27 protein-coding genes are annotated in these 24,243 nt (G+C 58.2%); 24 read left to right on the top strand and 3 right to left on the bottom strand.

Annotation, left to right across the window (positions count from 1 at the left end):
- Positions 1 to 145: 145 nt before the first annotated feature.
- Both rpoB and rpoC read left to right on the top strand, forming a co-directional pair.
- Entirely contained in the window at positions 146 to 4,282 is a 4,137-nt protein-coding gene (gene rpoB / locus EXN68_RS06985) for a DNA-directed RNA polymerase subunit beta (RefSeq protein WP_142840176.1), read from the top strand.
- 178 nt (positions 4,283 to 4,460) lie between these two features.
- A complete protein-coding gene (gene rpoC / locus EXN68_RS06980; RefSeq protein WP_142840175.1) occupies positions 4,461 to 8,669 on the top strand; it encodes a DNA-directed RNA polymerase subunit beta' in 4,209 nt (1,402 codons plus the stop codon).
- Positions 8,670 to 8,797: 128 nt separating this feature from the next.
- Here rpoC and EXN68_RS06975 read toward each other — a convergent pair whose 3' ends face one another.
- The 3 genes from EXN68_RS06975 to EXN68_RS06965 form a co-directional block, all read right to left on the bottom strand.
- The gene (locus EXN68_RS06975; RefSeq protein WP_142840174.1) at positions 8,798 to 9,880 is read right to left on the bottom strand and encodes a helix-turn-helix transcriptional regulator; all 1,083 of its coding nucleotides are present in this window, start codon (positions 9,878 to 9,880) and stop codon (positions 8,798 to 8,800) included.
- A gap of 97 nt (positions 9,881 to 9,977) precedes the next feature.
- A complete protein-coding gene (locus EXN68_RS06970; protein ID WP_142840173.1) occupies positions 9,978 to 10,328 on the bottom strand; it encodes a VOC family protein in 351 nt (116 codons plus the stop codon).
- Between the two features lie 9 nt (positions 10,329 to 10,337).
- Positions 10,338 to 10,631 (bottom strand): hypothetical protein, encoded by a 294-nt coding sequence (locus EXN68_RS06965; protein WP_003523731.1) that lies wholly within the window; start codon positions 10,629 to 10,631, stop codon positions 10,338 to 10,340.
- A 528-nt stretch (positions 10,632 to 11,159) separates the two neighbouring features.
- Here EXN68_RS06965 and rpsL point away from each other — a divergent pair.
- From rpsL to rplR, 22 genes are all read left to right on the top strand, one after another.
- Entirely contained in the window at positions 11,160 to 11,531 is a 372-nt protein-coding gene (gene rpsL, locus EXN68_RS06960; RefSeq protein ID WP_003507760.1) for a 30S ribosomal protein S12, read from the top strand.
- Positions 11,532 to 11,608: 77 nt separating this feature from the next.
- Positions 11,609 to 12,079, top strand: a complete 471-nt coding sequence (gene rpsG / locus EXN68_RS06955; protein ID WP_046798164.1) for a 30S ribosomal protein S7 — start codon at positions 11,609 to 11,611, stop codon at positions 12,077 to 12,079.
- Positions 12,080 to 12,113: 34 nt separating this feature from the next.
- Positions 12,114 to 14,213: an elongation factor G gene (fusA, locus tag EXN68_RS06950; protein WP_052817949.1), complete on the top strand. Its 2,100-nt coding sequence runs from the start codon at positions 12,114 to 12,116 to the stop codon at positions 14,211 to 14,213.
- Positions 14,214 to 14,277: 64 nt separating this feature from the next.
- Positions 14,278 to 15,453: an elongation factor Tu gene (gene tuf / locus EXN68_RS06945; RefSeq protein WP_080824790.1), complete on the top strand. Its 1,176-nt coding sequence runs from the start codon at positions 14,278 to 14,280 to the stop codon at positions 15,451 to 15,453.
- Positions 15,454 to 15,765: 312 nt separating this feature from the next.
- Positions 15,766 to 16,074 carry a 30S ribosomal protein S10 gene (gene rpsJ, locus EXN68_RS06940; protein ID WP_003495158.1) on the top strand — a complete coding sequence of 103 codons (309 nt, stop codon included), beginning with the start codon at positions 15,766 to 15,768 and terminating at the stop codon, positions 16,072 to 16,074.
- Between the two features lie 168 nt (positions 16,075 to 16,242).
- Complete coding sequence (gene rplC / locus EXN68_RS06935) at positions 16,243 to 16,884, top strand: 50S ribosomal protein L3 (protein WP_046798167.1); 642 nt, start codon at positions 16,243 to 16,245, stop codon at positions 16,882 to 16,884.
- Positions 16,885 to 16,896: 12 nt separating this feature from the next.
- The gene (gene rplD / locus EXN68_RS06930; RefSeq protein WP_010971963.1) at positions 16,897 to 17,517 is read left to right on the top strand and encodes a 50S ribosomal protein L4; all 621 of its coding nucleotides are present in this window, start codon (positions 16,897 to 16,899) and stop codon (positions 17,515 to 17,517) included.
- Positions 17,514 to 17,807 carry a 50S ribosomal protein L23 gene (locus EXN68_RS06925; RefSeq protein WP_003495178.1) on the top strand — a complete coding sequence of 98 codons (294 nt, stop codon included), beginning with the start codon at positions 17,514 to 17,516 and terminating at the stop codon, positions 17,805 to 17,807. Before rplD ends, EXN68_RS06925 begins: the two co-directional genes overlap by 4 nt.
- Positions 17,808 to 17,850: 43 nt before the next feature.
- The gene (gene rplB, locus EXN68_RS06920; RefSeq protein ID WP_003507771.1) at positions 17,851 to 18,687 is read left to right on the top strand and encodes a 50S ribosomal protein L2; all 837 of its coding nucleotides are present in this window, start codon (positions 17,851 to 17,853) and stop codon (positions 18,685 to 18,687) included.
- A 15-nt stretch (positions 18,688 to 18,702) separates the two neighbouring features.
- Positions 18,703 to 18,981: a 30S ribosomal protein S19 gene (gene rpsS / locus EXN68_RS06915; RefSeq protein ID WP_003507772.1), complete on the top strand. Its 279-nt coding sequence runs from the start codon at positions 18,703 to 18,705 to the stop codon at positions 18,979 to 18,981.
- 2 nt (positions 18,982 to 18,983) lie between these two features.
- A complete protein-coding gene (gene rplV / locus EXN68_RS06910) occupies positions 18,984 to 19,373 on the top strand; it encodes a 50S ribosomal protein L22 (RefSeq protein ID WP_006313972.1) in 390 nt (129 codons plus the stop codon).
- Positions 19,373 to 20,104, top strand: a complete 732-nt coding sequence (rpsC, locus tag EXN68_RS06905; protein WP_003516138.1) for a 30S ribosomal protein S3 — start codon at positions 19,373 to 19,375, stop codon at positions 20,102 to 20,104. The genes rplV and rpsC overlap by 1 nt, the downstream gene beginning before the upstream one ends.
- 38 nt (positions 20,105 to 20,142) lie before the next feature.
- The gene (gene rplP, locus EXN68_RS06900; protein WP_006313973.1) at positions 20,143 to 20,556 is read left to right on the top strand and encodes a 50S ribosomal protein L16; all 414 of its coding nucleotides are present in this window, start codon (positions 20,143 to 20,145) and stop codon (positions 20,554 to 20,556) included.
- A gap of 12 nt (positions 20,557 to 20,568) precedes the next feature.
- Positions 20,569 to 20,769 carry a 50S ribosomal protein L29 gene (gene rpmC / locus EXN68_RS06895; protein ID WP_003495193.1) on the top strand — a complete coding sequence of 67 codons (201 nt, stop codon included), beginning with the start codon at positions 20,569 to 20,571 and terminating at the stop codon, positions 20,767 to 20,769.
- Positions 20,770 to 20,780: 11 nt separating this feature from the next.
- Positions 20,781 to 21,017, top strand: a complete 237-nt coding sequence (gene rpsQ / locus EXN68_RS06890) for a 30S ribosomal protein S17 (RefSeq protein WP_006313974.1) — start codon at positions 20,781 to 20,783, stop codon at positions 21,015 to 21,017.
- A 234-nt stretch (positions 21,018 to 21,251) separates the two neighbouring features.
- Positions 21,252 to 21,620, top strand: coding sequence for a 50S ribosomal protein L14 (gene rplN / locus EXN68_RS06885; protein WP_003495199.1), 369 nt, complete (start codon positions 21,252 to 21,254; stop codon positions 21,618 to 21,620).
- Positions 21,621 to 21,632: 12 nt separating this feature from the next.
- Positions 21,633 to 21,941 carry a 50S ribosomal protein L24 gene (gene rplX / locus EXN68_RS06880; RefSeq protein WP_046798168.1) on the top strand — a complete coding sequence of 103 codons (309 nt, stop codon included), beginning with the start codon at positions 21,633 to 21,635 and terminating at the stop codon, positions 21,939 to 21,941.
- Positions 21,934 to 22,488 carry a 50S ribosomal protein L5 gene (rplE, locus tag EXN68_RS06875; RefSeq protein ID WP_142840172.1) on the top strand — a complete coding sequence of 185 codons (555 nt, stop codon included), beginning with the start codon at positions 21,934 to 21,936 and terminating at the stop codon, positions 22,486 to 22,488. Before rplX ends, rplE begins: the two co-directional genes overlap by 8 nt.
- Before the next feature lie 33 nt (positions 22,489 to 22,521).
- Positions 22,522 to 22,827, top strand: a complete 306-nt coding sequence (rpsN, locus tag EXN68_RS06870; RefSeq protein WP_003495202.1) for a 30S ribosomal protein S14 — start codon at positions 22,522 to 22,524, stop codon at positions 22,825 to 22,827.
- 12 nt (positions 22,828 to 22,839) lie between these two features.
- Entirely contained in the window at positions 22,840 to 23,238 is a 399-nt protein-coding gene (rpsH, locus tag EXN68_RS06865; protein ID WP_003507786.1) for a 30S ribosomal protein S8, read from the top strand.
- A gap of 42 nt (positions 23,239 to 23,280) precedes the next feature.
- Positions 23,281 to 23,814, top strand: coding sequence for a 50S ribosomal protein L6 (gene rplF, locus EXN68_RS06860; RefSeq protein WP_006313979.1), 534 nt, complete (start codon positions 23,281 to 23,283; stop codon positions 23,812 to 23,814).
- A gap of 12 nt (positions 23,815 to 23,826) precedes the next feature.
- Positions 23,827 to 24,189: a 50S ribosomal protein L18 gene (rplR, locus tag EXN68_RS06855; RefSeq protein WP_046798170.1), complete on the top strand. Its 363-nt coding sequence runs from the start codon at positions 23,827 to 23,829 to the stop codon at positions 24,187 to 24,189.
- Positions 24,190 to 24,243 lie beyond the last annotated feature (54 nt).

Raw genomic sequence — 24,243 nt, 5'->3', positions numbered from 1 at the left:
TGGTTCCGAACCGGCTCATCTAGGCAATCCGGCCTGATCGATCCGGGATGTGGAACGAGATTGATGATACCCATTGCTTGACGGGGTCGACTGGCCATCGGTTCCCGTCCGTTGCAGGCCCGGATGCAATTTTAAAGGAGCGACGATGGCTCAGACCCTTTCGTTTAACGGTCGCAGGCGCGTACGCAAGTTTTTCGGCAAAATTCCAGAAGTAGCGGAAATGCCTAACCTCATCGAGGTTCAGAAGGCTTCGTATGACCAGTTTCTCATGGTTGACGAGCCCAAGGGTGGCCGTCCCGACGAGGGATTGAATGCCGTATTCAAATCCGTATTCCCGATCACCGATTTTTCGGGCGCATCCATGCTCGAATTCGTATCTTACGAATTCGAAGCGCCGAAGTTCGACGTCGAGGAATGCCGTCAGCGCGATCTGACCTATGCAGCGCCGCTGAAAGTGACGCTGCGCCTCATCGTGTTCGATATTGACGAGGATACAGGCGCGAAGTCCATCAAGGACATCAAGGAACAGTCCGTCTACATGGGCGACATGCCGCTCATGACCAATAACGGCACGTTCATCGTCAACGGTACCGAGCGCGTCATCGTTTCGCAGATGCACCGTTCGCCGGGCGTGTTCTTCGATCACGACAAGGGCAAGAGCCATTCTTCCGGCAAGCTTTTGTTCGCTGCCCGCGTCATCCCGTATCGCGGTTCCTGGCTCGACATCGAGTTCGACGCTAAGGACATCGTCTATGCGCGTATCGACCGTCGCCGCAAGCTGCCCGTGACCTCGCTCCTGATGGCGCTTGGCATGGATGGCGAAGAAATCCTGTCGACCTTCTACACCAAGGCTTCCTACGAGCGCTCCGGCGATGGCTGGCGCATTCCGTTCCAGCCTGAGACGCTGAAGAATGCCAAGGTCATCACCGACATGATCGACGCCGATACCGGCGAAGTCGTTGTCGAGGGTGGCAAGAAGCTGACCCCGCGCCTCATCCGCCAGCTCTCCGAAAAGGGCCTCAAGGCGCTGAAGGCGACCGACGAGGACCTGTACGGCAACTATCTGGCCGAAGACATCGTCAACTACGAGACGGGTGAAATCTATCTCGAAGCCGGCGACGAAATCGACGAGAAGACGCTCGGCATCATCCTGCAGTCCGGCTTTGACGAGATTCCGGTCCTCAACATCGACCACGTCAATGTTGGCGCCTATATCCGCAACACGCTGTCTGCGGACAAGAACGAGAACCGTCAGGAAGCCCTGTTCGACATCTACCGCGTCATGCGTCCGGGTGAGCCGCCGACCATGGATTCGGCGGAGGCGATGTTCAACTCGCTGTTCTTCGATGCTGAACGTTACGATCTCTCGGCTGTTGGCCGCGTGAAGATGAACATGCGTCTCGACCTCGACGCGGAAGACACCGTGCGCACGCTGCGCAAGGAAGACATCCTCGCGGTCGTCAAGATGCTGGTCGAACTGCGCGACGGCAAGGGCGAAATCGACGACATCGACAACCTCGGCAACCGCCGTGTTCGTTCTGTCGGCGAGCTGATGGAAAACCAGTATCGTCTGGGCCTTCTGCGCATGGAACGTGCGATCAAGGAACGTATGTCCTCGATCGAAATCGACACCGTGATGCCGCAGGACCTGATCAATGCGAAGCCGGCAGCTGCCGCGGTTCGCGAATTCTTCGGTTCCTCGCAGCTGTCGCAGTTCATGGACCAGGTGAACCCGCTTTCGGAAATCACCCACAAGCGTCGTCTTTCGGCTCTTGGACCGGGTGGTCTGACCCGTGAGCGCGCCGGCTTTGAAGTCCGTGACGTTCACCCGACCCATTACGGCCGTATTTGCCCGATCGAAACGCCTGAAGGCCCGAACATCGGTCTGATCAACTCGCTTGCAACCTTTGCCCGTGTGAACAAGTACGGCTTCATCGAAAGCCCGTACCGCAAGATCACCGACGGCAAGGTGACGACCGACGTGATCTACCTCTCCGCCATGGAAGAGGCCAAGTACTACGTCGCACAGGCCAATGCCGAACTTGATGGCGAAGGCGCCTTCGTTGAAGAGTTCGTTGTTTGCCGTCACTCGGGCGAAGTCATGCTCGCACCGCGCGACAACATCAACCTGATGGACGTTTCGCCGAAGCAGCTCGTTTCGGTCGCAGCGGCTCTCATTCCGTTCCTGGAAAACGACGACGCCAACCGCGCTCTCATGGGCTCGAACATGCAGCGTCAGGCCGTTCCGCTTCTGCGGGCCGAAGCGCCGTTCGTCGGCACGGGCATGGAACCGGTTGTTGCTCGCGACTCCGGCGCTGCCATCGCGGCTCGCCGCGGCGGTGTGGTCGACCAGGTGGATGCGACGCGTATCGTTATCCGCGCTACGGAAGACCTCGATGCCGGCAAGTCGGGCGTCGATATCTACCGTCTGCAGAAGTTCCAGCGTTCGAACCAGAACACCTGCGTCAACCAGCGTCCGCTGGTCTCCGTTGGTGACGCCATCTCCAAGGGCGACATCATCGCGGACGGTCCGTCGACCGACCTCGGCGATCTGGCGCTTGGCCGTAACGCGCTCGTCGCGTTCATGCCCTGGAACGGCTACAACTACGAAGACTCGATCCTGATGTCGGAACGTATCGTTTCCGACGACGTGTTCACCTCCATCCACATCGAAGAATTCGAAGTGATGGCGCGCGACACGAAGCTTGGTCCGGAAGAAATCACGCGCGACATTCCGAACGTTTCGGAAGAAGCGCTGAAGAACCTCGACGAAGCCGGTATCGTTTACATCGGTGCGGAAGTTCAGCCGGGCGATATCCTCGTCGGCAAGATCACGCCGAAGGGCGAAAGCCCGATGACGCCGGAAGAAAAGCTTCTGCGCGCCATCTTCGGTGAAAAGGCTTCCGACGTTCGCGACACCTCCATGCGCATGCCTCCGGGCACGTTCGGTACGGTCGTCGAAGTCCGCGTCTTCAACCGTCACGGTGTGGAGAAGGACGAGCGCGCGATGGCTATCGAGCGCGAAGAGATCGAGCGCTTAGCGAAGGACCGCGACGACGAACAGGCAATTCTTGACCGTAACGTCTACGGCCGCCTGATCGACATGCTGCGTGGCCACGTTTCCATCGCCGGTCCGAAGGGCTTCAAGAAGGGCGTCGAGCTTTCCAACGCCGTCGTCTCCGAATATCCCCGCTCGCAGTGGTGGATGTTCGCGGTCGAAGACGAGAAGGCCCAGTCCGAACTCGAAGCGCTTCGCGGTCAGTACGACGAGTCCAAGTCGCGCCTTGAACAGCGCTTCATGGACAAGGTCGAAAAGGTCCAGCGCGGCGATGAAATGCCTCCGGGCGTCATGAAGATGGTCAAGGTCTTCGTTGCTGTTAAGCGCAAGATCCAGCCGGGCGACAAGATGGCCGGCCGTCACGGTAACAAGGGCGTCGTCTCGCGTATCGTTCCTGTCGAGGACATGCCGTTCCTCGAAGACGGCACGCATGTCGACATCTGCTTGAACCCGCTCGGCGTGCCTTCGCGCATGAACGTCGGCCAGATCCTCGAAACCCACCTCGCATGGGCATGCGCAGGCATGGGCAAGAAGATCGGCGAGATGCTCGAAGAGTATCGCAAGACGATGGACATCAGCGAGCTTCGCAGCGAGCTGACGGAAATCTACGCGTCTGAAGCCAATGACGAGGTTCAGCGTTTCGACGACGACTCGCTGGTGAAGCTTGCCGAAGAAGCCAAGCGCGGTGTTTCCATCGCGACCCCGGTCTTCGACGGTGCGCATGAGCCCGACGTCGCCGCGATGCTGAAGAAGGCAGGTCTGCATGAATCCGGTCAGTCCGTCCTTTATGACGGTCGTACCGGTGAGCCGTTCGACCGTAAGGTCACCGTCGGCTACATGTACATGATCAAGCTGAACCACCTTGTCGACGACAAGATCCACGCTCGCTCGATCGGTCCTTACTCGCTCGTTACCCAGCAGCCGCTGGGCGGCAAGGCGCAGTTCGGCGGACAGCGCTTCGGGGAAATGGAAGTCTGGGCTCTGGAAGCATACGGCGCGGCCTACACGCTGCAGGAAATGTTGACCGTCAAGTCGGACGACGTGGCCGGCCGCACCAAGGTCTACGAAGCGATCGTCCGTGGCGACGATACCTTCGAGGCCGGTATTCCGGAGAGCTTCAACGTTCTCGTCAAGGAAATGCGGTCGCTCGGTCTTTCGGTTGAGCTGGAAAACTCGAAGATCGAGAACCAGCCAGAAGACCAGCTGCCCGACGCGGCGGAATAAAAATGAGAGAGGCGGGCGCCTTCCGGGCGCCTGCCGGTTTCCCGTCAGCCCGGCTGGCGTGGGACACTTTCGCCGCATTGTGCGGTTAATCCGTATTTAAAGCTCTGGACGGCGACCCGGGAAGAAACCGGTCCGGATGCAAACAGGGGCAGCAGCTAGCCTCTCAAGGAGACAAGGCATGAACCAAGAGGTCATGAATCTTTTCAATCCTCAGGTGCCTGCGCAGCATTTCGATTCCATCCGGATTTCGATTGCTTCGCCGGAAAAAATCCTGTCGTGGTCCTACGGCGAGATCAAGAAGCCGGAAACCATCAACTACCGTACGTTCAAGCCGGAACGCGACGGCCTTTTCTGCGCGCGCATCTTCGGACCGATCAAGGACTACGAGTGCCTGTGCGGCAAGTACAAGCGCATGAAGTACAAGGGCATCATCTGCGAAAAGTGCGGCGTCGAAGTCACGCTGTCGCGCGTTCGCCGTGAGCGCATGGGCCATATCGAGCTCGCAGCGCCGGTTGCCCACATCTGGTTCCTGAAGTCGCTTCCCTCGCGTATCTCGACCCTGCTCGACATGACGCTGAAGGATGTCGAACGCGTTCTTTATTTCGAGAACTACATCGTCACCGAGCCTGGCCTCACTTCGCTGAAGCAGAACCAGCTTCTGTCCGAAGAAGAGTACATGATCGCCGTCGACGAGTTCGGCGAAGACCAGTTCACCGCCATGATCGGCGCTGAAGCCATTTACGAGATGCTGGCTTCGATGAACCTCGAAAAGATCGCCGGCGACCTGCGTGCCGAACTTGCTGAGACCACGTCTGATCTCAAGCAGAAGAAGCTGATGAAGCGCCTGAAGATCGTCGAGAACTTCATGGAGTCGGGCAACCGTCCTGAATGGATGATCATGAAGGTCGTTCCGGTCATTCCGCCGGACCTGCGCCCGCTGGTTCCGCTGGATGGCGGCCGTTTCGCGACGTCCGACCTCAACGATCTCTATCGCCGCGTCATCAACCGTAACAACCGTCTGAAGCGCCTGATCGAGCTTCGCGCACCTGGCATCATCATCCGCAACGAAAAGCGTATGTTGCAGGAATCCGTCGATGCGCTGTTTGACAACGGCCGTCGCGGTCGCGTCATCACGGGTGCCAACAAGCGCCCGCTGAAGTCGCTCTCCGACATGCTCAAGGGCAAGCAGGGCCGCTTCCGCCAGAACCTTCTCGGCAAGCGCGTCGACTATTCCGGTCGTTCGGTCATCGTGACCGGTCCGGAACTGAAGCTGCACCAGTGCGGCCTGCCGAAGAAGATGGCGCTCGAACTGTTCAAGCCGTTCATCTACGCCCGCCTCGACGCCAAGGGTTACTCCTCGACCGTCAAGCAGGCCAAGAAGCTGGTTGAAAAGGAAAAGCCTGAGGTCTGGGATATCCTCGACGAGGTCATCCGCGAGCATCCGGTTCTTCTGAACCGCGCACCGACGCTGCACCGTCTGGGTATCCAGGCTTTCGAACCCATGCTGGTCGAAGGCAAGGCCATCCAGCTGCACCCGCTCGTCTGCACGGCCTTCAACGCCGACTTCGACGGTGACCAGATGGCTGTCCACGTGCCGCTTTCGCTGGAAGCCCAGCTGGAAGCACGCGTGCTGATGATGTCGACCAACAACATCCTGCATCCGGCGAACGGTCATCCGATCATCGTTCCGTCGCAGGACATGGTTCTCGGCCTCTATTACCTGTCGATCATGAACCAGAACGAGCCGGGCGAAGGCATGGCCTTCTCGGATATCGGTGAGCTGCATCACGCGCTTGAAAACAAGGTCGTGACGCTGCATGCCAAGATCCGCGGCCGCTTCAAGACCGTGGATGCCGATGGCAAGCCGGTTTCGAAGATCCATGAAACGACCCCTGGCCGTATGCTGATTGGCGAACTTCTGCCGAAGAACGTCAACGTGCCTTTCGACGTCTGCAACCAGGAAATGACCAAGAAGAACATCTCCAAGATGATCGACACGGTCTACCGTCATTGCGGCCAGAAAGACACGGTCATCTTCTGCGACCGCATCATGCAGCTCGGCTTCAGCCACGCCTGCCGCGCCGGCATTTCGTTCGGCAAGGACGACATGGTTATTCCGGACAGCAAGGTGAAGATCGTTGGCGACACCGAAGCCTTGGTGAAGGAATACGAACAGCAGTATAATGATGGTCTCATCACCCAGGGCGAAAAGTACAACAAGGTTGTCGACGCCTGGGGCAAGGCAACCGAAAAGGTCGCCGAAGAAATGATGGCACGCATCAAGGCTGTCGAGTTCGATCCGGAAACGGGCCGCCAGAAGCCGATGAACTCCATCTACATGATGTCCCACTCGGGCGCCCGTGGTTCTCCGAACCAGATGCGTCAGCTGGGCGGCATGCGCGGTCTGATGGCGAAGCCGTCGGGTGAAATCATCGAGACGCCGATCATCTCGAACTTCAAGGAAGGCCTGACCGTTAACGAGTACTTCAACTCGACCCACGGTGCCCGTAAGGGTCTTGCAGACACCGCCCTGAAGACGGCGAACTCGGGTTACCTTACCCGTCGCCTCGTCGACGTCGCGCAGGATTGCATCGTCGTTTCCACCGATTGCGGCACCGACAAGGGCCTCACCATGACCGCCATCGTCGATGCCGGTCAGGTCGTTGCCTCGCTCGGCGCGCGTATCCTCGGTCGTACGGCTCTTGATGATATCGATCATCCGGTTTCGGGCGAAAACCTCGTCAAGGCCGGCACGCTCATCGATGAAGCCGATGTGGCCGTCATCGAAAAGGCGGGCATCCAGTCCGTGCGCATCCGCTCGGCTCTGACCTGTGAAGTGCAGGTTGGCGTCTGCGGCGTCTGCTACGGTCGTGACCTTGCACGCGGTACGCCTGTCAACATGGGCGAAGCCGTTGGCGTCATCGCCGCACAGTCGATCGGTGAACCGGGCACGCAGCTCACCATGCGTACCTTCCACCTTGGCGGTACGGCGAACGTGGTTGACCAGTCGTTCCTCGAAGCCTCTTACGAGGGCACGATTGCGATCAAGAACCGCAACATTCTGCGCAACTCCGAAGGCACTCTCATCGCGATGGGCCGTAACATGGCCGTCACCATTCTCGATGAGCGCGGCCAGGAGCGGTCTTCGCAGCGCGTTGCCTATGGTTCGAAGATCTTCGTGGACGATGGCGACAAGGTAAAGCGTGGCCAGCGTCTGGCAGAGTGGGACCCCTACACCCGTCCGATGATGACGGAAGTGGAAGGTACCGTTCACTTCGAGGACCTCGTCGACGGTCTTTCCGTTCTGGAAGCCACCGACGAATCCACCGGCATCACCAAGCGTCAGGTTATCGACTGGCGTTCGACGCCGCGCGGTTCGGACCTCAAGCCCGCGATCGTCATCAAGGACGCTTCCGGTGCGGTCGCAAAGCTTGCCCGTGGTGGCGAAGCCCGCTTCCAGCTGTCCGTGGACGCCATCCTGTCGGTCGAGCCGGGTTCCAAGGTCTCCCAGGGTGACGTGCTTGCACGTTCGCCGCTGGAAAGCGCCAAGACGAAGGACATCACCGGTGGTCTGCCGCGCGTTGCCGAACTGTTCGAAGCACGTCGTCCGAAGGATCACGCCGTCATCGCAGAGATCGACGGTACGATCCGCCTGGGTCGCGACTACAAGAACAAGCGTCGCGTGATGATCGAGCCTGCGGAAGACGGCGTCGAGCCGGTCGAATACCTGATCCCGAAGGGCAAGCCCTTCCATCTTCAGGAAGGCGACTACATCGAGAAGGGCGAATACATTCTCGACGGCAACCCGGCACCGCACGACATTCTGGCAATTAAGGGCGTGGAGGCTCTGGCTTCCTATCTCGTGAACGAAATCCAGGAAGTCTACCGACTGCAGGGCGTTGTGATCAACGACAAGCACATCGAGGTGATCGTTCGCCAGATGCTGCAGAAGGTCGAAATCACCGATGCCGGCGACAGCCAGTACATCGTCGGCGACAATGTCGACCGTATCGAGTTGGACGACATGAACGACCGCCTGATCGAGGAGGGCAAGAAGCCGGCTTACGGCGATCCTGTTCTGCTCGGCATCACCAAGGCTTCGCTGCAGACGCCGTCCTTCATCTCGGCCGCATCCTTCCAGGAAACCACCAAGGTTCTCACGGAAGCTGCGATTGCCGGCAAGACGGACACGCTGCAGGGCCTCAAGGAAAACGTCATCGTCGGCCGTCTCATCCCGGCCGGTACTGGCGGCACCATGACGCAAATCCGCCGCATCGCCACCTCGCGCGACGACCTCATTCTCGAGGAACGCCGCAAGGGTACGGGTGCAGGTTCTGCGAACCAGATGCTGCAGGACATGACGGATCAGGTTCCGGCCGCCGAATAAGCTTGGGGCAGGGGCTTTACGAAGCCCCGCCAAAATTCAGTAAAAACGCCCGGAGCAATCCGGGCGTTTTTTGTTTGGTGGGTGGGAGAGCTGATCCGATCTTTCAGATCATCAGTGCCGGCGTGTTCTCAGCCCTGTTCGCCGATGGTGTAGCGCGTCAGAACGGAGAGGCGGCGGACGAGATCGGTCTGGCCGGTACTGCCGGTTTTGGCATAGATCGACTTGGCGTTGCTGCGCACCGTTTCGTGGGAAATCCGCAATTGCTTTGCCACGGCGGGAAGGGAAAGTCCCTTCATGATTTCCAGCGCAACACGGGCTTCGCCCTTGGTGAGGTCATAAAGCCCCTTCAGCAGCGGCGTGGCGTCGAAGACCGTGTCTGAGGGCTGGGATATCAATACGATGGCCGAGCCGTTCGGGGAAAGGTCCAGCGCGTCCTTACGTAGCGGTATGACGTGCAGTATGCATGCCCTGTCTTCGGTCGGCAGGGGGAAGGAACCGACGCTATGTCCGGCAAGTGCATTGTAAAGCAGCCGGTTGACCCTTTCATCGGAAATCAGAATCCTGTCACGGGCGCGTGTAGAGATACATTTCTGAAGTGAAAGAAACAGGTCATTGGCGGAGAGAAGGCGTCCGCTTGCCTGAAGCACTGCCGCCGGCGCGCCGATGGCGTTGAGGCCAAGCGTCATCGCATCGGCTTTCTGACGCTGCAGCCGGGTCGCCAGCGTGAGGCTGCGGGCGATATGCGGTCTCAGCCCGCCGAGAGCCGCCATCGTCTCCGGGCCAATGATGCCGCTGTCGAGCTTGCGTTCGAAAATCACCGTCATTTCCGGATGATCGGGTGGAGCGACCTGGGTCGCCACACCATAGCCCAGTCCGCGCGGCATCAGGAAGTCACGCACGATCGGCAGCCCGGCCCATTCATCATGGGTAAAAACATCAAAATCATGCACGAAGGAAAATTGTCCCTCGCGGATTGCGCGGGTGAGGCGGTCATTGCGATGATTCCAGCCGCCCTCCATGAAGGCCTGCATCAATTCCTGGAAATTGGGCGTGAAAAGCCAGGCTTCTTCCTCTCCCTTGCCCCAGGTAAGGGCGCCGCCCCAGAAATCCAGCTGTTGACCGATTGTGGCGATGACTTTCGCCCAGCGGTCGGGAAAAAGCGCCGCTTCGTAAATGTCATCGATGATGTCTGCCGAAGATATATGATCCAACCTGCCACCGGAGATTCATGTCAGGATTGTTTTACGCCAATATATTCGCGTTGTTCAACAGAAATGAAATAATACTACTGAACTTAAAGTATATAATCTATAAGTGACTTAATATGTTGATCAGTCTGCCAAAGGGATCGCGCAGGAACAGGCGGCGCACACCCCATGTTTCGATGGCCGGGCCGTATTCGACCGGTAGTCCGGCTTCAACTATGCGGGCGTGAACCTCGTCGAAATTGTCGACCTCGATGGAGATGTCGGGGACCGCCGTGCCGGAGCCGCCTTCACGGGCAAAGCTGATCTGGGCAGGTGTTTCAACCGGGCTTGCATAGGTCACGATCCAGCCGTGATCCATGGCGATGGTCATGCCGAGAATATCGCCATAAAAGACACCCGCCCGTTCAAGGTCGGGTGTCGCGATGTTGGTGACGATGCGTCTCACCACCATGGCCGCGCCTCAGGCGAAGCGGATGATGGCCACTTCGCCTTCCAGTGCGCCCTGATAGGCGGAAGCGTGCGGCTCTTCATCGGGGATTTCGGTCAGCATGCCGATCTGGTCGAGGTCGGCCTCGATGAAGCCTTCCTCGGAAAGCGCGTTCAGCGTTTCACGCACGGCGGTGTCGTCGTCCGGGGCGCGAAGGATGACGTGGATGTCGATGCCCTCGGAGTTATCGGTCTCGTAAGCCTTGCCGATGACGATGAAGACCATCGGCTCGTCGCGTCCATTGTCGTTGTCGGGGAGGGTGCTCATGACGCGGTTCCTTGATCTGTCGTTGCTATGTACGCGGGTCGACCGGAGCGGGTCTTGCGCGTGGCGGGCCAAGTCTGGCCGCTTGAGGGAATCAATAGACGGATTTTATGAAAAGCCAAAGGCCGGAGCGCAAAATCGCTGTTGCCGATGGTGACTTCTGTTAGAAGGAGGGCGAAATGGCCCGCCTGCGGGCTTTGTGGCCGCGGGCGCGGGCGCAAAATGCGGATTCGGCCTTGACGAAAGCTGGCTAAAACAGTAGTACGCCCGCCATCGGAGCCTCTGTGGGTGCTGGCCGTTCGGAAACCTTTTTTCCGAACATCATCTCAAACAAGACTCCATTGCACGTAGAAGACACGAATGTTGCATGCAAGACGCCTCGTTGAGGTGTCCTCTGCTCTTGGTGGTCCATCCGTGAAAACGGATCGGGCCACGTTTTGCGCATGAGGATATATACGTGCGTCGTCGCCGGCAACGGCATAGCCGCCACCCGTTCGGGTGGCTAAAGTAGTTTTTGCAAGGGATGGTTATATGCCTACCGTAAACCAGCTGATCCGCAAGCCCCGCCAGGCACAGGTAAAGCGCAACAAGGTTCCTGCTCTTCAGGAAAACCCGCAGAAGCGTGGTGTTTGCACCCGCGTTTACACGACGACCCCGAAGAAGCCGAACTCGGCTCTGCGTAAGGTTGCCAAGATCCGCCTCACCAACGGCTTCGAAGTCATCGGCTACATTCCGGGCGAAGGTCACAACCTTCAGGAACACTCCGTGGTCATGATCCGCGGCGGCCGCGTAAAGGACTTGCCGGGTGTGCGTTACCACATCATTCGCGGTGTTCTCGATACCCAGGGCGTCAAGAACCGCAAGCAGCGCCGCTCCAAGTACGGTGCGAAGCGTCCGAAGTAATTCGGTTTAAACAAATTCCGGCGCTGCGCGAGGTTCTCCGCGTGGTAAAGCGTCAATAACATTGAGAGACAAAGAATATGTCCCGTCGCCATAGTGCAGAAAAGCGTGAGATCAACCCGGATCCGAAGTTCGGCGATCTGATCGTTACCAAGTTCATGAACGCCATCATGCTTCACGGCAAGAAGTCGGTCGCAGAAAGCATCGTTTACGGCGCGTTCGACGTCGTTCAGGGCAAGACGAAGCAGGAGCCGCTCGGCGTGTTCCATTCCGCCCTCGACAACGTTGCTCCGCACGTTGAAGTGCGTTCGCGCCGCGTTGGTGGTGCTACGTATCAGGTTCCGGTCGACGTTCGCCCCGAGCGCCGTCAGGCTCTGGCCATCCGCTGGCTGATCACCGCTGCGCGCAAGCGCAACGAAACGACCATGGTCGATCGCCTTTCCGGCGAACTCATGGACGCTGCGAACAACCGTGGTTCGGCTGTCAAGAAGCGCGAAGACACGCACAAGATGGCTGACGCCAACCGCGCATTCTCGCATTACCGCTGGTAATCTTAACCGGTCGCATATCGAAAGGCAGTCCATTATGGCTCGCGAATATAAAATCGAAGACTACCGCAATTTCGGTATCATGGCGCATATCGACGCCGGCAAGACGACGACCACCGAGCGTATCCTTTATTACACCGGTAAGTCGCACAAGATCGGCGAAGTCCATGATGGCGCTGCCACGATGGACTGGATGGAGCAGGAGCAGGAGCGTGGTATCACCATCACGTCTGCTGCGACCACGACCTTCTGGAAGGGCCGTGACGGCAAGATGCGCCGTTTCAACATCATCGACACCCCCGGCCACGTTGACTTCACCATTGAAGTCGAGCGTTCGCTGCGCGTTCTCGACGGCGCCATCGCGCTGCTCGACGCCAACGCCGGTGTTGAGCCGCAGACGGAAACCGTCTGGCGCCAGGCTGAGAAGTATCATGTTCCGCGCATGATCTTCTGCAACAAGATGGACAAGACCGGTGCTGACTTCTACCGCTCGGTAGAAATGATCAAGACCCGTCTCGGCGCCATTGCCGTCGTCATGCAGCTGCCGATCGGCGCTGAGACCGAGTTCAAGGGCGTTATCGACCTGATCGAGATGAACGCACTCATCTGGCGCGACGAATCGCTCGGCGCTCAGTGGGACGTCGTCGAAATTCCCGATGACATGAAGGCCAAGGCTGACGAATATCGTGAAAAGCTGATCGAGACCGTTGTCGAGATCGACGAAGAAGCGATGGAAAACTACCTGAACGGCATCATGCCCGACAACGAACAGATTCGTGCACTGGTTCGCCGCGGCACCATCGACGTGAAGTTCCACCCGATGTTCTGCGGTACCGCGTTCAAGAACAAGGGCGTTCAGCCGCTTCTCGACGCCGTCGTCGACTACCTGCCTTCGCCGCTGGACATTCCGGCGATCAAGGGCATCGACTTCAAGACCGAAGCCGAGATCGAGCGTCATGCTGACGACAGCGAGCCGCTTTCCATGCTCGCGTTCAAGATCATGAACGACCCCTTCGTCGGTTCGCTGACGTTTGCGCGCATCTACTCGGGCAAGCTCGAAAAGGGTACGTCCGTCATCAACACGGTCAAGGACAAGCGCGAGCGCGTCGGCCGTATGCTGCAGATGCACTCCAACTCGCGTGAAGACATCGAAGAAGCCTTTGCAGGCGACATCGTTGCTCTGGCCGGCCTCAAGGAAACCACCACTGGCGATACGCTCTGCGATCCGCTGAAGCCGGTTATCCTCGAGCGCATGGAATTCCCCGAGCCGGTCATCCAGATCGCGATCGAGCCGAAGACCAAGGGCGACCAGGAAAAGATGGGCCTTGCGCTCAACCGTCTGGCTGCTGAAGATCCTTCGTTCCGCGTCAAGACCGACGAAGAGTCCGGTCAAACGATCATCGCGGGCATGGGCGAACTTCACCTTGACATTCTCGTTGACCGTATGCGTCGCGAGTTCAAGGTTGAAGCAACCGTTGGCGCGCCGCAGGTTGCCTATCGCGAAACGATCACGCGTCAGCACGAAGAAGACTACACGCACAAGAAGCAGTCCGGTGGTACCGGTCAGTTCGCGCGCGTCAAGATCATCTTCGAACCGAACCCTGAAGGCGAAGACTTCAAGTTCGAATCCAAGATCGTCGGTGGTGCTGTTCCGAAGGAATACATCCCGGGCGTTCAGAAGGGTATCGAAAGCGTTCTGTCTTCCGGTCCGCTCGCTGGCTTCCCGATGCTCGGCGTCAAGGCGACGCTGATCGACGGTGCATTCCACGACGTCGACTCGTCGGTTCTCGCCTTCGAAATCGCATCGCGTGCCTGCTTCCGTGAAGCAGCCAAGAAGGCTGGTGCACAGCTTCTCGAGCCGATGATGAAGGTCGAAGTCGTAACGCCGGAAGACTATGTCGGCGACGTTATCGGCGACCTGAACTCCCGTCGTGGTCAGATCCAGGGCCAGGAAAGCCGTGGTATCACCATCGTCATCAACGCGCATGTTCCGCTCGCGAACATGTTCAAGTACGTCGACAACCTGCGCTCCATGTCGCAGGGTCGCGCTCAGTACTCGATGACGTTCGACCACTACTCGCCGGTTCCGTCGAACGTGGCGCAGGAAATCCAGGCAAAGTACTCCGGTCAGAAGTGATCGGGGTACGCCCCACCAGATTTGAAGATTATTCCCGTCAAGGGACAAGAATGGAGAGCCACTAATGGCAAAGAGCAAGTTTGAGCGCAATAAGCCGCACGTCAACATTGGCACGATCGGTCACGTTGACCATGGCAAGACGTCGCTGACTGCCGCGATCACGAAGTTCTTCGGCGAATTCAAGGCGTATGACCAGATCGACGCCGCGCCTGAAGAAAAGGCCCGTGGTATCACGATTTCGACGGCACACGTTGAGTATGAGACGCCTGCCCGTCACTACGCGCACGTCGACTGCCCCGGCCACGCCGACTACGTGAAGAACATGATCACCGGTGCTGCGCAGATGGACGGCGCGATCCTGGTTTGCTCGGCTGCTGACGGCCCGATGCCGCAGACCCGCGAGCACATCCTGCTTGCCCGTCAGGTTGGCGTTCCGGCAATCGTCGTGTTCCTCAACAAGGTCGACCAGGTTGACGACGCCGAGCTTCTCGAGCTCGTCGAGCTTGAAGTTCGCGAACTTCTGTCGTCCTACGACTTCCCGGGCGACGATATCCCGATCGTCAAGGGTTCGGCACTTGCCGCTCTTGAAGATTCTGACAAGAAGATCGGTGAAGACGCGATCCGCGAGCTGATGGCCGCTGTTGACGCCTACATCCCGACGCCTGAGCGTCCGATCGACCAGCCGTTCCTGATGCCGATCGAAGACGTGTTCTCGATCTCTGGCCGTGGTACGGTTGTGACGGGTCGCGTTGAGCGCGGTATCGTCAAGGTTGGTGAAGAAGTCGAGATCGTCGGCATTCGTCCGACCTCGAAGACGACGGTTACCGGCGTTGAAATGTTCCGCAAGCTGCTCGATCAGGGCCAGGCTGGCGACAACATCGGTGCTCTGGTTCGCGGCGTTACCCGTGACGGCGTTGAGCGTGGTCAGATCCTGTGCAAGCCAGGTTCGGTCAAGCCGCACAAGAAGTTCATGGCCGAAGCCTACATCCTGACGAAGGAAGAAGGCGGCCGTCATACGCCGTTCTTCACGAACTACCGCCCGCAGTTCTACTTCCGCACGACGGACGTTACCGGCATCGTTTCTCTGCCGGAAGGCACGGAAATGGTTATGCCTGGCGACAACGTCACGGTTGAAGTCGAGCTGATCGTTCCGATCGCGATGGAAGAAAAGCTGCGCTTCGCTATCCGCGAAGGCGGCCGTACCGTCGGCGCCGGCATCGTGGCCTCGATCGTCGAGTAATTTCGACTTTTAAAATTCGCTCCGACGGCGGTGTCACAAACACCGCCGTCGGGCTTTTAATAAAAAGCCTGGCGGCGTTGCATTTTTAGTGCTTGAAAAATTCGGTGAAAGCGCGTAAACGCGCACTCACACTCACCGCTGGATTCGCAAGAATTTGCGAAACGCGGTGTTTTAGCACAATACAGACTACTGAAATGATTGGGGTGCGAGGCGCATCTCTCTCGATTTTTGAAAATCTGCGGCGCCACGATCAATAGAAGTTCATGTGTTTCCGCGTGCGGAAACGAATAACAAAGAACAAGGACAAGACGAATGACCGGCCAGAATATCCGTATCCGCCTCAAGGCGTTCGATCACCGGATCCTCGATGCCTCTACCCGTGAAATCGTGTCGACCGCAAAGCGCACCGGCGCCAGCGTTCGCGGCCCGGTTCCACTTCCTACCCGCATCGAAAAGTTTACCGTCAACCGCTCTCCTCACGTTGACAAGAAAAGCCGTGAACAGTTCGAAATGCGGACGCACAAGCGTCTTCTCGATATCGTTGACCCCACCCCGCAGACTGTCGATGCTCTTATGAAGCTCGACCTCGCTGCTGGCGTTGACGTGGAAATCAAGCTCTAAGACCCGGCCCGATCCATCCAAGGTGAGGGCTGAAATAACAAGGAAGGTACGTGGAGCAATCCAACGACTTCCAAACCGGAGACCGGAAACATCGTGAGATGTCGAAGGGCACTCCTTAACAAAGGCCAGAGAGGGTTTTCCCTTCAAGGCTCGCAAGAGGATGAACCAATGCGTTCAGGTGTGATTGCACAGAAAGTGGGTATGACACGCGTCTATAACGACGCAGGTGAACATATCCCCGTAACAGTATTGCGACTGGATAACGTACAAGTCGTTGCCCAGCGCACGGAAGACAAGAATGGCTATACCGCAGTTCAGCTCGGTGCCGGCCAGTCCAAGGTCAAGAACACGACGAAGGCGCTTCGCGGTCATTTTGCCGCTGCCAATGTCGAACCGAAAGCCAAGCTCGTCGAGTTCCGGGTTTCCCCCGAGAACCTGATCGACATCGGTGCAACACTGACCGCAACTCATTTTCAGAACGGCCAGCTGGTGGACGTCACTGGAACCACGATCGGTAAAGGTTTTGCCGGTGCTATGAAGCGTCACAACTTCGGTGGTGGCCGCGCTTCGCACGGTAACTCCGTATCGCACCGTGCACACGGTTCGACCGGTAACAACCAGGATCCGGGCCGCGTCTGGAAGGGCAAGCGCATGGCTGGTCATATGGGCCAGACGCGCGTTACGACCCAGAACCTTGAAGTCGTTTCGACTGATGAAGACCGTGGCCTCATCCTCGTGAAGGGTGCAGTTCCCGGTTCCAAGGGTTCCTGGATCATCGTCCGCGACGCCGTCAAGTCGGCTGCGAAGTAAGGGAGCCTTATCATGGAATTGAACGTCAAGACCCTCGAGGGAAAAGACGCCGGCAAGGTTTCTCTGTCGGATGAGATCTTCGGCCTCGACCCCCGCCAGGACATTCTGGCCCGCATGGTTCGCTGGCAGCTTGCAAAGAAGCAGCAGGGAACCCACAAGACCAAGAACCGGTCGGAAGTTTCCCGCACCGGTGCCAAGATGTACAAGCAGAAGGGTACGGGCCGCGCTCGTCACCATTCGGCTCGCGCACCGCAGTTCCGCGGCGGCGGCAAGGCCCATGGCCCGGTCGTTCGCAGCCACGCCCATGATCTTCCCAAGAAGGTTCGTGCGCTTGCTCTGCGTCACGCCCTGTCTGCAAAGCTGAAGGCTGAAGAACTGATCATCGTTGATCAGCTCGTAGCATCTGAAGCAAAGACCAAGGCTCTGCTGGGCAGCTTCGCTTCGCTTGGCCTGACCAACGCTCTCGTTATCGGTGGCGCTGAACTTGATGGCAACTTCAAGCTCGCAGCCCAGAACATCCCGAATGTGGACGTTCTGCCGGTACAGGGCATCAATGTTTACGACATCCTGCGCCGTGGCAAGCTGGTGCTTTCCAAGGCTGCTGTAGAGGCTCTGGAGGAGCGGTTCAAATGACGGATCTTCGCCACTACGATGTGATCGTATCTCCTTCGATCACGGAAAAGTCGACGCTGGTATCCGAACAGAACCAGGTCGTATTCAACGTCGCCAAAAGCGCTTCCAAGCCTGAAATCAAGGCTGCCGTGGAAGCTCTCTTCGGCGTCAAAGTCACGGCTGTGAACACGCTTATCCGCAAGGGTAAGACCCGTCGTTTCCGTGGGTTCGCCGGTAAGCTGAAAGACGTCAAGAAAGCCGTCGTTACGCTCGCCGAAGGTCAATCCATCGACGTGTCCACCGGACTCTAAAGGTTAGGCCCAAGCGGGCAAAGACCCAAAAGGGAACAATAAAATGGCATTGAAAAGTTTCAATCCGACCACGCCAAGCCAGCGCCAGCTGGTTATCGTGGACCGCGCTTCGCTCTACAAGGGCAAGCCGGTAAAGGCTCTGACCCAGGGCCTCAGCTCCAAGGGTGGCCGCAACAACCAGGGCCGGATCACCGTCCGGTTCCAGGGTGGCGGTCACAAGCGGACCTACCGTCTGGTGGATTTCAAGCGTCGCAAGTTCGACGTTGAAGGCACCGTTGAACGTTTGGAATACGACCCCAACCGCACCGCGTTCATCGCGCTGGTTACGTATACCGACGGCGAACAGGCTTACATTCTCGCGCCACAGCGTCTCGCTGCTGGTGACAAGGTGATCGCCTCCGACAAGGCAGTGGACGTGAAGCCCGGCAACACCATGCCGCTTCAGTACATTCCGGTCGGTTCGATCATCCACAACGTCGAGATGAAGCCGGGTAAAGGCGGTCAGATCGCCCGCTCCGCCGGTACGTATGTCCAGCTCGTCGGCCGCGATGCCGGTATGGCCATCCTGCGTCTCAACTCGGGCGAACAGCGTCTGGTGCACGGCTCCTGCCTCGCATCGATCGGCGCTGTTTCGAACTCGGATCACGGCAACATCAACGACGGCAAGGCTGGTCGTTCGCGTTGGCGTGGCAAGCGTCCGCACGTTCGCGGCGTCGTCATGAACCCGGTCGACCACCCGCACGGTGGTGGTGAAGGTCGCACGTCGGGTGGTCGTCACCCGGTTACTCCGTGGGGCAAGCCCACGAAGGGCAAGCGCACCCGTTCGAACAAGTCGACCGACAAGTTCATCATGCGCTCGCGCCATCAGCGTAAGAAGTAAGAGAGGTAGTCACTAATGGCTCGTTCAGTATGGAAAGGTCCGTTTGTTGACGGCTATCTTCTCACCAAGGCTGAGAAGGTGCGCGAGAGCGGACGTAACGAAGTAATCAAGATCTGGAGCCGTCGCTCCACGATCCTGCCGCAGTTCGTTGGTCTGACCTTCGGCGTTTATAACGGCAGCAAGCATGTGCCCGTCTCGGTCAACGAAGACATGGTCGGACACAAGTTCGGTGAATTCTCTCCGACCCGTACCTATTACGGTCACGGCGCGGACAAGAAGGCAAAGAGGAAGTAATCATGGCGAAGGCTAAGACCGAACGCCGGCTGAAGGACAATGAGGCTCAGGCCATTGCCCGTACGCTCCGCGTCAGCCCCCAGAAACTGAACCTGGTTGCCGCTCTTATCCGTGGCAAGAAGGTTGATCGCGCTCTCGCCGAGCTCGAATTCTCCCGCAAGCGCATTGCAGGCACCGTCAAGAAGACGCTGGAATCTGCAATTGCCAATGCGGAAAACAACCATGACCTCGACGTCGACGCTCTCGTCGTCGCCGAGGCCTATGTTGGCAAGTCCATCACCATGAAGCGTTTCCACGCTCGTGGCCGTGGTCGTGCGTCCCGCATTGAAAAGCCGTTCGCTCACCTCACGATCGTTGTTCGTGAAGTTGAGGAAAAAGGGGAGGCCGCATAATGGGTCAGAAAATCAATCCAATCGGCTTCCGCCTCGGCATCAACCGTACCTGGGATAGCCGCTGGTACGCTGACACCGCGGAATACGGCAAGCTGCTGCATGAAGACCTGAAGATCCGGGCATACCTGATCAAGGAACTCAAGCAGGCCGGTATCGCCAAGGTGGTCATCGAGCGTCCGCACAAGAAGTGCCGCGTTACGATCCACTCGGCGCGTCCGGGTCTCATCATCGGCAAGAAGGGCGCGGACATCGAGAAGCTTCGCAAGAAGCTTTCCGAGATGACCAACTCCGAAACGCACCTCAACATCGTTGAAGTGCGCAAGCCGGAAATCGACGCAACTCTGGTTGCCCAGTCGATCGCCCAGCAGCTCGAGCGTCGCGTGGCTTTCCGCCGTGCAATGAAGCGCTCGGTTCAGTCTGCAATGCGTCTTGGCGCCGAAGGCATCAAGATCACCTGCGGCGGCCGTCTCGGCGGTGCTGAAATCGCTCGTACCGAATGGTACCGCGAAGGTCGCGTTCCGTTGCACACGCTGCGTGCGGACATCGACTACGGTACAGCTGAAGCTGAAACCGCATTCGGCATTTGCGGCATCAAGGTCTGGATCTTCAAGGGCGAAATCCTTGAGCACGATCCGATGGCTTCTGAGCGTCGCGGTCTCGAAGGCGATGCGCAGGGCCCTGCAAGCCGTGAGCGTGGCGATCGTCCCGATCGTCGTCGCGAAAACGCTTGATTGACGCTGGCGAAAGATAAGCTCGGAGAAGTAAGAAAATGTTGCAGCCAAAGCGTACTAAGTACCGTAAGCAGTTCAAGGGACGCATCAAGGGCGTCGCCAAGGGCGGCTTTGACCTGGCATTCGGTGAATTCGGCTTGAAGTCGCAGGAACCGAACCGCGTGAATGCACGCGAGATCGAAGCGGCCCGCCGCGCGATCACGCGTTACATGAAGCGCGCAGGTCGTGTGTGGATCCGCGTATTCCCTGACGTTCCGGTAACGGCAAAGCCGACCGAAGTTCGTATGGGTAAGGGCAAGGGTTCGGTCGAATACTGGGCATGCAAGGTCAAGCCCGGTCGTATGATGTTCGAGATCGACGGTGTTACCGAGGAGATCGCCCGTGAGGCGCTTCGTCTCGGCGCTGCCAAGCTCTCGGTCAAGACGCGCTTCGTACAGCGCATCGCAGAGTAAGGAGCAAGGCACATGAAAGCCGATGAAGTTCGCGGCCTCAGCGCCGACCAGCTCAAGGACAAGCTCGCCGATCTGAAGAAGGAGCAGTTCAACCTGCGCTTCCAGAAGGCGACCGGCCAGCTGGAGAAGTCCTCGCGCATCAACGAAGTCCGCAAGGACATCGCCCGCGTTAAAACCATTGCCCGCCAGAAGGCGGCAGAAGCCAAGGCCTAAGGAAAAATAATATGCCGAAACGCATTCTGCAGGGCGTCGTAGTGTCCGACAAGAACGAGAAGACTGTCGTGGTCCGGGTTGAGCGTCGATTCGCTCACCCGCTCATGCAAAAGACCGTTCGTCGTTCGAAGAAGTACAAGGCACACGACGAAAACAATCAATACAAGGTCGGCGATGTCGTTTCCATCGAGGAATGCGCACCGATCTCCAAGGACAAGCGCTGGACGGTTGTCGCCGCCCAGGCTTAATTTCATCAGAATCGCGCCAGGCATCTTGTACTTGGCGCGAATTCCTGTATGAAGCAGCGCAAGGACGCTCGTGAATCGAGCGTCTTTTGCTTTGATGCGCACGGAAGGTCCTTCGGGAAACCACCCTGTCACGACATTTCCGCGCAAAAAAAGAGATATTCATAAGCTGGAGCAGGGGGCTCACTCGGGAGAGTTTGCCCAACCGTTCCGGTAACAACAAGAAGGCGACCTGACATGATTCAGATGCAAACAAACCTCGACGTGGCGGATAATTCCGGCGCACGTCGTGTCATGTGCATCAAGGTGCTGGGCGGCTCGAAGCGCAAATATGCTTCTGTTGGCGACATTATTGTCGTTTCCATCAAGGAAGCTATTCCGCGCGGCCGCGTCAAGAAGGGCGATGTGATGAAGGCGGTTGTCGTGCGCACCGCCAAGGACATCCGTCGCGCTGACGGCAGCGTCATCCGTTTCGATAACAACGCAGCCGTTCTTATCGACAACAAGAAAGAGCCCATCGGCACCCGTATCTTCGGACCGGTTCCGCGCGAACTTCGCGCCAAGAACCATATGAAGATCATCTCGCTGGCTCCGGAAGTACTGTAAGGAGCAATCGCGATGCAGAAAATTCGTAAAGGCGACAAGGTTGTCGTATTGACCGGTAAGGACAAGGGCCGTACCGGCGAAGTAATCCAGGTTTTGCCGAAGGAAGACCGGGCTGTTGTGCGTGGCGTAAACATGGTGAAGCGTCACCAGCGCCAGACCCAGGGCCAGGAAGCCGGCATCATCAACAAGGAAGCATCCTTGCACATCTCCAACATTGCCATCGCCGATAAGGATGGCAAGCCGACCCGCGTTGGCTTTTCTGTTGTAGAAGGCAAGAAGGTCCGCGTGGCCAAGCGTTCGGGAGAAGTGATCGATGGCTGACAAGTACGAGCCGCGTCTCAAGACGGAATATGTGTCGCGTATCCGCGGCGCCATGCAGGAGAAGTTCTCCTACGCCAACGTGATGATGATCCCGAAGATCGAAAAGATCGTGATCAACATGGGTGTTGGCGAAGCGACTGCTGATTCCAAGAAGCCCACCATTGCTGCCGGTGACCTGGCTGCGATTGCCGGCCAGAAGCCGGTCGTTACCCGCGCTCGTAACTCGATCGCTGGTTTCAAGCTTCGCGAAGGCATGCCGATCGGTGCGAAGGTTACCCTTCGTGGCGCACGCATGTATGAATTCCTTGATCGTCTGATCAACATCGCGCTGCCGCGCGTTCGCGACTTCCGGGGTCTGAACCCCAAGAGCTTTGACGGCCGTGGCAACTTCGCCATGGGCATCAAGGAACACATTGTGTTCCCTGAGATCAACTACGATAAGGTTGATCAGATGTGGGGCATGGACATCATCGTTTGCACGACGGCGACGTCGGACGACGAAGCTCGGGCTCTGCTTACAGAGTTCAACTTCCCGTTCCGTCACTAACCGTAACGACGAGCGTAGAAAAGGAACTCCGATATGGCGAAAACAAGCGCAGTTGAAAAGAACAAGCGCCGCCGCAAGTCGGTCGCCCAGCAGGCTACCAAGCGTGCTGCACTCAAGGCGATCGTAATGAACCAGTCCCTTCCGATCGAAGACCGGTTCAAGGCCACTCTGAAGCTCGCTTCGCTGCCGCGTGACGGCTCGAAGACGCGTATCCGCAACCGCTGCGAAGTAACGGGCCGTCCGCGCGCGTTCTATCGCAAGCTCAAGATGTCGCGTATCGCGCTTCGTGAGCTGGGCAATTCCGGCAAGGTGCCGGGCATTGTCAAGTCGAGCTGGTAAGGAGACGGGCACATGACCATGACTGATCCTTTGGGTGATATGCTCACCCGCATCCGCAATGGTGCCGCTCGCCGCAAGTCTGCGGTCAGCACGCCTGCTTCCAGCCTCCGCGCACGCGTTCTCGACGTGCTGCAGGCTGAAGGCTACATTCGCGGTTATTCCAAGGTCGATTTCGAAAACGGCAAGTCCGAATTCACCATCGAACTGAAGTACTACGAAGGCGCGTCCGTGATCCGTGAGATCGGCCGCGTTTCCAAGCCGGGCCGCCGGGTTTATGTCTCGGTAAAGTCCATTCCGCAGGTCGCGAACGGCCTCGGCATCACCATCCTTTCGACTCCGAAGGGTGTGATGGCCGATCACCAGGCTCGCGAACAGAACGTTGGTGGCGAGGTTCTTTGCTCGGTCTTCTAAGATCGAGCACGGATCTCCATAACGAACAGACAGGATTGAACAATGTCTCGTATCGGTAAAAAGCCCGTTCCGGTTCCCGCAGGTGTGACGGCCAATGTTGACGGCCAGAAGGTCACTGCGAAGGGCCCGAAGGGTGAACTGTTTTTCGTCGCAAACGACGATATTCAGCTGAAACTCGAAGATAACGGCGTTTCCGTAACGCCGGCCAATGGCACCAAGGAAGCTCGCTCGAAGTGGGGCATGTCCCGCACGATGATCGAGAACATCTTCAAGGGTGTTAAGGACGGTTACGAACGCAAGCTCGAAATCAACGGCGTTGGTTATCGTGCCGCCCTGCAGGGCAAGAACCTGCAACTGGCGCTCGGTTTCTCCCACGACGTGGTTTATGAGCCGCCGGTCGGCATCACCATTGCCGTGCCGAAGCCGACGGAAATCATCGTTTCCGGTATCAACAAGCAGCAGGTCGGTCAGGTAGCCGCGGAAATCCGCGAATACCGTGGTCCCGAGCCCTATAAGGGCAAGGGCGTGAAGTACGCTGAAGAGCGTATCGTCCGCAAAGAAGGCAAGAAGAAGTAAGGATCACGCGAAATGGCTAGCAGGAAAGAAGCACTTGCACGTCGCGCGAGCCGTGTGCGCCGCCAGATCAAGGCGGTTGCCAACGGCCGCCCGCGCCTGTCGGTTCATCGCTCGTCGAAGAACATCTACGCCCAGATCATCGATGATGTTGCTGGCAAGACGCTTGCGTCTGCCTCCACGCTCGAAGCTGATCTGCGCGGCTCGCTCAAGACCGGCGCCGACGTTGCTGCGGCATCTGTCGTGGGCAAGCTGGTTGCCGAGCGCGGCGTCAAGGCTGGCGTCAAGGATGTCGTATTCGACCGAGGCGCGTTCATCTATCACGGCCGCGTCAAGGCCCTGGCAGATGCTGCCCGCGAAGGCGGTCTGAACTTCTGATATTTTTCCGCCCGGGCAACGATCCGGGCGGAATTTCACCGGGCCATGCGGATC

It is taken from the genome of Martinezella rhizogenes (assembly GCF_007002745.1).
GTDB classification, from domain to species: domain Bacteria; phylum Pseudomonadota; class Alphaproteobacteria; order Rhizobiales; family Rhizobiaceae; genus Agrobacterium; species Agrobacterium cucumeris.
Note: the sequence above shows the minus strand (reverse complement) of the source record. Positions and strands in the feature narration are given on the sequence as shown.

Coding starts and splice junctions, on each gene's coding strand:
- tuf (WP_080824790.1), top strand. CDS start 14,278: ATGGCAAAGAGCAAGTTTGAGCGCAATAAGCCGCACGTCAACATTGGC.
- rpmC (WP_003495193.1), top strand. CDS start 20,569: ATGAAAGCCGATGAAGTTCGCGGCCTCAGCGCCGACCAGCTCAAGGAC.
- rpsS (WP_003507772.1), top strand. CDS start 18,703: ATGGCTCGTTCAGTATGGAAAGGTCCGTTTGTTGACGGCTATCTTCTC.
- rpoB (WP_142840176.1), top strand. CDS start 146: ATGGCTCAGACCCTTTCGTTTAACGGTCGCAGGCGCGTACGCAAGTTT.
- rplX (WP_046798168.1), top strand. CDS start 21,633: ATGCAGAAAATTCGTAAAGGCGACAAGGTTGTCGTATTGACCGGTAAG.
- rplR (WP_046798170.1), top strand. CDS start 23,827: ATGGCTAGCAGGAAAGAAGCACTTGCACGTCGCGCGAGCCGTGTGCGC.
- rpsC (WP_003516138.1), top strand. CDS start 19,373: ATGGGTCAGAAAATCAATCCAATCGGCTTCCGCCTCGGCATCAACCGT.
- EXN68_RS06970 (WP_142840173.1), bottom strand. CDS start 10,328: ATGGTGGTGAGACGCATCGTCACCAACATCGCGACACCCGACCTTGAA.
- rplV (WP_006313972.1), top strand. CDS start 18,984: ATGGCGAAGGCTAAGACCGAACGCCGGCTGAAGGACAATGAGGCTCAG.
- fusA (WP_052817949.1), top strand. CDS start 12,114: ATGGCTCGCGAATATAAAATCGAAGACTACCGCAATTTCGGTATCATG.
- rpsG (WP_046798164.1), top strand. CDS start 11,609: ATGTCCCGTCGCCATAGTGCAGAAAAGCGTGAGATCAACCCGGATCCG.
- rplP (WP_006313973.1), top strand. CDS start 20,143: ATGTTGCAGCCAAAGCGTACTAAGTACCGTAAGCAGTTCAAGGGACGC.
- rplC (WP_046798167.1), top strand. CDS start 16,243: ATGCGTTCAGGTGTGATTGCACAGAAAGTGGGTATGACACGCGTCTAT.
- rpsH (WP_003507786.1), top strand. CDS start 22,840: ATGACCATGACTGATCCTTTGGGTGATATGCTCACCCGCATCCGCAAT.
- rpoC (WP_142840175.1), top strand. CDS start 4,461: ATGAACCAAGAGGTCATGAATCTTTTCAATCCTCAGGTGCCTGCGCAG.
- EXN68_RS06925 (WP_003495178.1), top strand. CDS start 17,514: ATGACGGATCTTCGCCACTACGATGTGATCGTATCTCCTTCGATCACG.
- rpsL (WP_003507760.1), top strand. CDS start 11,160: ATGCCTACCGTAAACCAGCTGATCCGCAAGCCCCGCCAGGCACAGGTA.
- rpsN (WP_003495202.1), top strand. CDS start 22,522: ATGGCGAAAACAAGCGCAGTTGAAAAGAACAAGCGCCGCCGCAAGTCG.
- rplE (WP_142840172.1), top strand. CDS start 21,934: ATGGCTGACAAGTACGAGCCGCGTCTCAAGACGGAATATGTGTCGCGT.
- rplD (WP_010971963.1), top strand. CDS start 16,897: ATGGAATTGAACGTCAAGACCCTCGAGGGAAAAGACGCCGGCAAGGTT.
- rplB (WP_003507771.1), top strand. CDS start 17,851: ATGGCATTGAAAAGTTTCAATCCGACCACGCCAAGCCAGCGCCAGCTG.
- EXN68_RS06965 (WP_003523731.1), bottom strand. CDS start 10,631: ATGAGCACCCTCCCCGACAACGACAATGGACGCGACGAGCCGATGGTC.
- rplN (WP_003495199.1), top strand. CDS start 21,252: ATGATTCAGATGCAAACAAACCTCGACGTGGCGGATAATTCCGGCGCA.
- rpsJ (WP_003495158.1), top strand. CDS start 15,766: ATGACCGGCCAGAATATCCGTATCCGCCTCAAGGCGTTCGATCACCGG.
- rplF (WP_006313979.1), top strand. CDS start 23,281: ATGTCTCGTATCGGTAAAAAGCCCGTTCCGGTTCCCGCAGGTGTGACG.
- rpsQ (WP_006313974.1), top strand. CDS start 20,781: ATGCCGAAACGCATTCTGCAGGGCGTCGTAGTGTCCGACAAGAACGAG.